We start from the raw sequence: 6,236 nt of genomic DNA, 5'->3' as shown, positions 1-6,236 counted from the left end.
AGTAAAATTACAATTTTCAACACTACCAGAATACATGAAAATTGCACCACCCCAACTATCAGAGCCAGTTGCTTTGTTACCAGTAAAATTACAATTTATTATATTACCACCCCAATCGATGTGAACTGCACCTCCATAATTAGCGGTGTTGTTAGTAAAATTACAATTTTCAACACTACCAGAATACATGAAAATTGCACCACCCCAACTATCAGAGCCAGTTGCTTTGTTACCAGTAAAATTACAATTTGTTACACTACCAGAACCCATGTTGATAGCACCACCATCCCCATTGGTTGCAGTGTTGTTAGTAAAATTACAATTTTCAACACTACCTGAAGACATCCAGATAGCACCACCACTTTCAGAAGTTGCTTTGTTATCAGTAAAATTACAATTTGTTACATTACCTGTTCCATCAAACTCAATTGCTCCTCCATAACGAGCAGAGTTGTTAGTAAAATTACAATTTCTTACTTCTTGAGTATTAGCTGAAGAACTGAAATAGATTGCACCACCGTAATATGTTGCATTGTTACCAATAAAATTACAATTTTTTACTTCATGAGTAGTACCTGAAGAACTGAAATAGATAGCACCACCATTTCCATTGGTTGCAGTGTTGTTAATAAAATTACAATTTTCAACACTACCTGAAGACATCCAGATAGCACCACCACTTTCAGAAGTTGCTTTGTTATCAGTAAAATTACAATTTTCAACATAACCAGAATTACTGAAGTAAATAGCTCCCCCATTACCATTACTGTTAGCATTTTTAATGGTTAGGTTTTTAATTGTTACGCCAGAACCAACTACATTAAATGCACGAATAGTTGACCCCATCATATCAATAATCGCACCTCTACCATCAATAATCCTATTATCTCCTGAGATACTAATAGTGGACTCACCACCATAACATCTGTAATAATCATGCAGCAATTCAACATTTCCACCACGAGAAATCTCATCAGATAATGTAGAATAGCTGGCCTCATCAGCACCCAATACATCCAACTCATTTGATGCGCTTAAAACATCAGCCTGATTGTTTGACGGTTCATCTGAGCTTACATCGCCTGTGTTATCACATATAGATAAATCAATGCTTTCACTTGTTAGATTTCCATCATTATCACTTACCGCTGCTACTGACTGAACAGAGAACATCAATAACAATAATACTGAAATCAACAAGATCCTTGTTTTCAACTTATCCATTTTTAAATTCAACTCGCTTTTTTTGATCAAAAAAAATATTTTTGTCAATTACATAACATGTCATGTAATAAGAATTCTTTGTGCACTACGTGTTCAAATCCTTACTACATATTTAGATATGACATGATCTGTTAATATATTTAATTGAAACATCCTCAAATTAGATGAAAAAACATTTAATTAATTAAAAAACTCTTCTTTATTTACAATAATATTCTCTCACGATGAATTAAAGGTTCTCATGCCATATTTAAACAAAATTAAACAATTAAATAAACATTATTAAACTCTTTAAAACAAATTATTTGTTTAGAAAAAAGATAAAAGAATTTAGGATTTAGCCTAAATTCATTTTAAAAAAAAGTTTTTTTTAAACAAAAGACCATATATTATCCAATAAACTTTTTATGAGCAATCTTAACATTATTCTGATTGACCATTGCGTAATGCATTGTCGTATCAATCTTTGTATGGCCCAATAACTTCTGCACTTGCTCAATAGGCATCCCTTTATCAATGGCATTAGTCGCCAGCGTTCTTCTGAACTTATGCGGATGCACATTAGATATATTGGATTTAAAACCGATATTCTTAAGTCTTGATTCTACACCATTTATTCCTAATCTTTTATACGGCTTTCTAAACGAGACAAATAATGCTGGGTTTTCATCAGTTCTCTGATTTAAATATTCAATCAGGTGTATTTTTGTCCTTGCATCAAAATAAACGACCCTTTCAGATTCGCCTTTTCCAAAAACAACACATTCCCTTTCATTAAAATTCAAATCAGAAATATTAAGATTCACCAACTCCCCAACACGAATGCCTGTAGAAATCAACAGTTCAACAATCGCCAAATCCCTAATCGATTCACAATTGTCCCTTAAAACTTCAAGATTTTCATCTGTTAATATCTCTTTAACGACTTTTCCTTTTTTAACCCTGTGTATCCTTTTCACTGGATTTTTCAGAATGTAGTCCTCATCTTCCAGCCATGAAAAGAAGCTTGAAAAAATTCTTCGGATATTATCAATCGTTGTTTTTGAAGAATTGTTTTCACACTGATGATTAGTAAGATACTGCCTTAAATCCTCAGTAGTGATTTGATCAACCCTTTTATCAGTACTTTTCAATAACCTATTGATTGTTAGACGATAAAAACGAATTGTGTTATCTGAACGACCTTCAATTTCTTTGGCAGATAAAAACATTTCCAATAACTTGAAATTATCCAAATCAGTTAAATCTTTTGTTCTATCTGTAATTTCAACCTCATTCAATGCATCCAATAAAACAGTAGTCAATTGCAGATACTGGCCCTGATTCAAGAACGGATCCATCTTATTTAAAATATCCATTGCAAATATCGATTTCATGATTATCAAAAACCTCCCTTATTTAAATGAATAGACATCATATAATAAATATTTTTCTATATATACAATATTAATTCATTTAAATCAAAATTCAAAGAATATCAAAAGAGTTTCACTATAAAACTCAAATCAGTACTATTTTCAATAGTATGATTTTACGGAATTTTTCATCTCAATATGCAAATCGGAATAACTTTAACACCATCACTGCGAACATATGAAAATCCAATGGAAGTGATAATGGCTAAAAATTTTGGCCTTTTGATATTGATTTCCCCATCACCAATTTTCCTTTCAATCAACTTATCCATTTTTAAGAGCTTTCCTGCTGCTTCATCAAATGTCAATCTTGATAATTCAAATTGAATTAATGCATAATCTTCATTATCTAACTGCAAAATACAATCAATGGACAAACCATACCTATCTTCATAATAATAGATTTTTCCATTCCTAAAAGATGTGTAGACCATCAGGTCACGAATGCACAGATTTTCAAAAAATTTTTGAAAAGTTTCCAAATCATAAATCAACATTTCACTGTTTAAGTTTAAGATAAACGGTGAAATGGATGGATCTATGAATTCCTTTTTTGATGTTTTTTTAATGGCACTTCTGGCTCTTAGATTAACATTCCAGGATTCAATTTCAAAAACTATCCATAAGTCCTTTAAAGCGTTGAGATATCTGTAGAATGTTGATTTGGACATTGTTGGAAAATCTCGTTGTACCTGATTTAATATTTCAACATTAGATATATTGGTCGAAATATTTCTGGAATACACTTTTAAAATGCTTTTAAGTTTTTTTATGTCCTTTAAATCGTCATGAAGATTAATTAGATTCTCAATATATCTTTTCATGAAGTTTTCATTGACAAATGCTTTGGGAAATCCTCCCCTGCAACAAGCATCAATCAAATCTTTAATCCCCAAATTTGATGAGAAATCAGAAATGTTCATATCCGGATTTTCATACAAGGCCAATAGTGAAATCAATCCGTTAGACTCTTCAGATTCATATAATGATAATGGAAACATCTTAATAGAATCATCTACAATTTGACGAGTGGTTAAAATGAATAATCCCTCATCCTTGGATTTATTGCATTGTGTTTTGATTTCACACAGCAGCCCTTCCAGCAAATCATAATTCTCAACAAGAAGTGGTTTTTTCCCAGCTAAAAGTCTTCCCACATCAAATTCTGCCAATAATATATTGGACGCAAGATTCTTATCTACATTCACAATTGAATTAGCATGCTTTATGGCAATACTAGACTTTCCACAACTCGGTGGTCCTGAAATTAATACAAAACAGTTTGTTTTTAATTTAATATCTATCAAGACATCAATTATTCTATCAAACAATTTAAATCCTCCATAAGTTTTCATGCCAAAAAATCATGGCATGAAAAAACCTATGAATAAAAACAATAAATTAAAAACCTATTTAAATAATAAATGACAAAAATAGATTTAAATCAATTAAACAATACGAATAATAGTAAAATAACATATAACGAACCATATATTTAAATAACAAACAAAAATTTGATTTAAAGAAATATTTAAAAATCGAAACTACATGAAAATTACAACTAAAAAAAATGACAAATTTTAAATTAATAACTGCAGCTCTTATTATTAAATATAATTGTAATTTTACTGGCAACAATGCAACTCATGGTGGTGCAGTTTTCTTCTATGAGGATGGTGATGGTGATGTGACAAATTGTAATTTTACTAACAACACCGCAACCAATGGATATGGTGGTGCAGTTTACTTCTACTGGGATGGTACTGTAACAAATTGTAATTTTATTGGTAACAATGCAACCTACTATGGTGGCGCTATCTATTTCAGTTTTTCAGGCACTACTCATGAAGTAAGAAATTGTAATTTTACTAACAACAAAGCTTCTGGTGATGGTGGTGCTATTGACTTTGAGGGTACCGGTACTGTAACAAATTGTAATTTTACTGATAACAAAGCAACTTCTGGAAGTGGTGGTGCTATCTGGATGTCTTCAGGTAGTGTTGAAAATTGTAATTTTATTAACAACACAGCACATTATGCCGGTGCTATCGGTATGGGATCTGGAAATGTGATAAATTGTAATTTTACTGGCAATAATGCAACTAGGGGTTCTGCAATTTACTTCTACAGTACATCATCCACTAAAACTGTTTTTAATTCTCGTTTCTTAAACAATAGAGCAAATGCAGAAGAGTTACAAGTAACCAAAAATGAAAATAACATTACAATTATCTTCAAAGGTCATAATAACCTTTTAAATGCAATATATTCTAGAAATGATGCTGAAGTTACCTTTATCAATGTGACATATTGGGGAGCAAAGGGAATCAACAACACAGGTAGTTCCGAAATCAAACCTTCAAGATCCAAGAATGAATCCGGTCAAAACATCACTGTAGGCATTGTTGTTAATGGCATTCTGGTTTTAAATGAAGTTAAAGTCACAGATGAGAATGGTATGATTGTTCTACCGATAAAAATTGAAAGTGAAAATTATTACATCGGCGCTCGCCATGATAAAGATTCATACTACACTGAAGCTGAAACAACAATCTCAAACAACACTAAATTCAATGTGAATGTCACCTCTCAGACAACAACTAATAAGACTGTTAACATTACTGCAAAATCCAATATTTACAGTGAGGTTATGCCAGGTAAATTACTATTTATCCTCCCAAACAGTGAGGAAATTAGTGCCAATTATGGTGGTAACGGAACATGGTGGGCAGTACATACATTTGATGATTACGGGGTATATGAAGTAAATGCATCATATACCGGATTGGATAATGTAACTGTCAACAATGGAACTGTAACCATAAATGATGTCAGATTGTCTGTTGTAAAATCAGCTGATACAACTGAAGTTGTCTATAACTCAACAGTCCAGTTTACAATCAATGTAACCAATCACGGATCTACCGACGCTACTAGTGTTGAGGTTTCAGATTGGTTGCCGGAAGGTTTGACTTTCATCGAAGCAGGTGTTATAAATTCTGAAGGCCAATATGAGGTTTTCGATTCACCTGATTTGTTTATTCTAATCGGTGACGAAGAGTCTGTAACGTTCTTTGAATTTTCTTCAAGTGATATTATTGAAGATGGTGGTGTCGAAAGGGATATTGCTCAATGGAGTATTACCAGAATAGCCAGCGGAAATAGTGTAATTTTATTGATTACTGCTAGAGCCAACGGCCTTGTCATGGGCAACATAACCAATGAGGTCACAGTCTGGTATCATGAAAATGAAACAGACAGCATAGTCAATTCAACAAATATCACTGTTATTCCTGCTAACTCTTCTGTTAGTGCTGAAGATGTTGAAGTTACCTATGGAGATACTATTGAAGTTGTTGTAACTTCTGAGAATGCAACAGGCATATCTTACAAGGTTATTGGTAAAGATGGTGTTGTTAAAGAAGGAACCGTTAATGTTGGTGAAAACATCACTGGTCTTGATTTAGCTGTCGGTGATTACACAGTCAATTTAACCACTATGGTTAACGGCAATTACACTGCTGCTAACTACACATCCAAGATTACTGTTAAACCTGCAAACTCTACTGTTAAAGCTGAGGATGTTGAAGTAACCTA

The 6,236-nt window shown here is 32.5% G+C and carries 4 protein-coding genes; 1 reads left to right on the top strand and 3 read right to left on the bottom strand.

All coding sequences use genetic code 11. The features are described from left to right. From ACKI3Q_RS02160 to ACKI3Q_RS02150, 3 genes are all read right to left on the bottom strand, one after another. The coding region (locus ACKI3Q_RS02160) for a right-handed parallel beta-helix repeat-containing protein (protein WP_407413834.1) at positions 1–1,173 on the bottom strand (1,173 nt) is incomplete at its 3' end. 440 nt (positions 1,174–1,613) lie between these two features. Continuing rightward, a complete protein-coding gene (xerA, locus tag ACKI3Q_RS02155; RefSeq protein ID WP_407413832.1) occupies positions 1,614–2,600 on the bottom strand; it encodes a site-specific tyrosine recombinase/integron integrase in 987 nt (328 codons plus the stop codon). A 167-nt stretch (positions 2,601–2,767) separates the two neighbouring features. Beyond that, complete coding sequence (locus tag ACKI3Q_RS02150; RefSeq protein WP_407413830.1) at positions 2,768–3,970, bottom strand: ATP-binding protein; 1,203 nt, start codon at positions 3,968–3,970, stop codon at positions 2,768–2,770. A 239-nt stretch (positions 3,971–4,209) separates the two neighbouring features. Between ACKI3Q_RS02150 and ACKI3Q_RS02145 the strand changes: the two genes are divergently transcribed. Beyond that, the coding region (locus tag ACKI3Q_RS02145) for a right-handed parallel beta-helix repeat-containing protein (protein WP_407413828.1) at positions 4,210–6,236 on the top strand (2,027 nt) is incomplete at its 3' end.

The sequence above is a fragment of the Methanobrevibacter sp. genome, assembly GCF_045636185.1.
In the GTDB taxonomy this organism is placed as follows: Archaea; Methanobacteriota; Methanobacteria; order Methanobacteriales; family Methanobacteriaceae; genus Methanocatella.
The sequence above is the reverse complement of the archived record's forward strand: the minus strand, read 5'-3'. Positions and strand labels throughout refer to the sequence as shown.

Bases quoted from the DNA above. Each gene is read 5' to 3' on its own strand.
- xerA (WP_407413832.1), bottom strand. From the start codon at position 2,600: ATGAAATCGATATTTGCAATGGATATTTTAAATAAGATGGATCCGTTC.